Consider the following 292-nt stretch of genomic DNA (forward strand, 5'->3'; position numbering starts at 1 on the left):
CGCCGCGACGCAGGTGCGCGCGACGCACCGCGCGGCGACCGCCGGCGGGCGCATATATCTGTCATAGGGAGAGCAAGGCGCGATTCTCGGAGTAAACCGAACTCGGAGCAACTCGCCATTTTCACCATTTCGAACAGAATCGATCCGATCGCGCGTCATTCCGAAAACAGCCGCAACCATTTTTGAGATAAGTACGCAAAATTTTACCTTGTGTACGTTTGCGCTGCCGGATTCGACGCGTTTTCAATCCGACAATTTCCCCCTGTCGGAAGCGACGGGATCGTGCTCGTAC

1 pseudogene is annotated in these 292 nt (G+C 56.5%); it reads left to right on the forward strand.

Annotation, left to right across the window (positions count from 1 at the left end):
* Positions 1-186, forward strand: a pseudogene (locus KVT39_RS38285) (hypothetical protein); the annotation flags it as partial.
* Positions 187-292: the final 106 nt, after the last annotated feature.

The organism is Burkholderia sp. GbtcB21, from assembly GCF_019091065.1.
GTDB classification, from domain to species: domain Bacteria; phylum Pseudomonadota; class Gammaproteobacteria; order Burkholderiales; family Burkholderiaceae; genus Burkholderia; species Burkholderia pyrrocinia_C.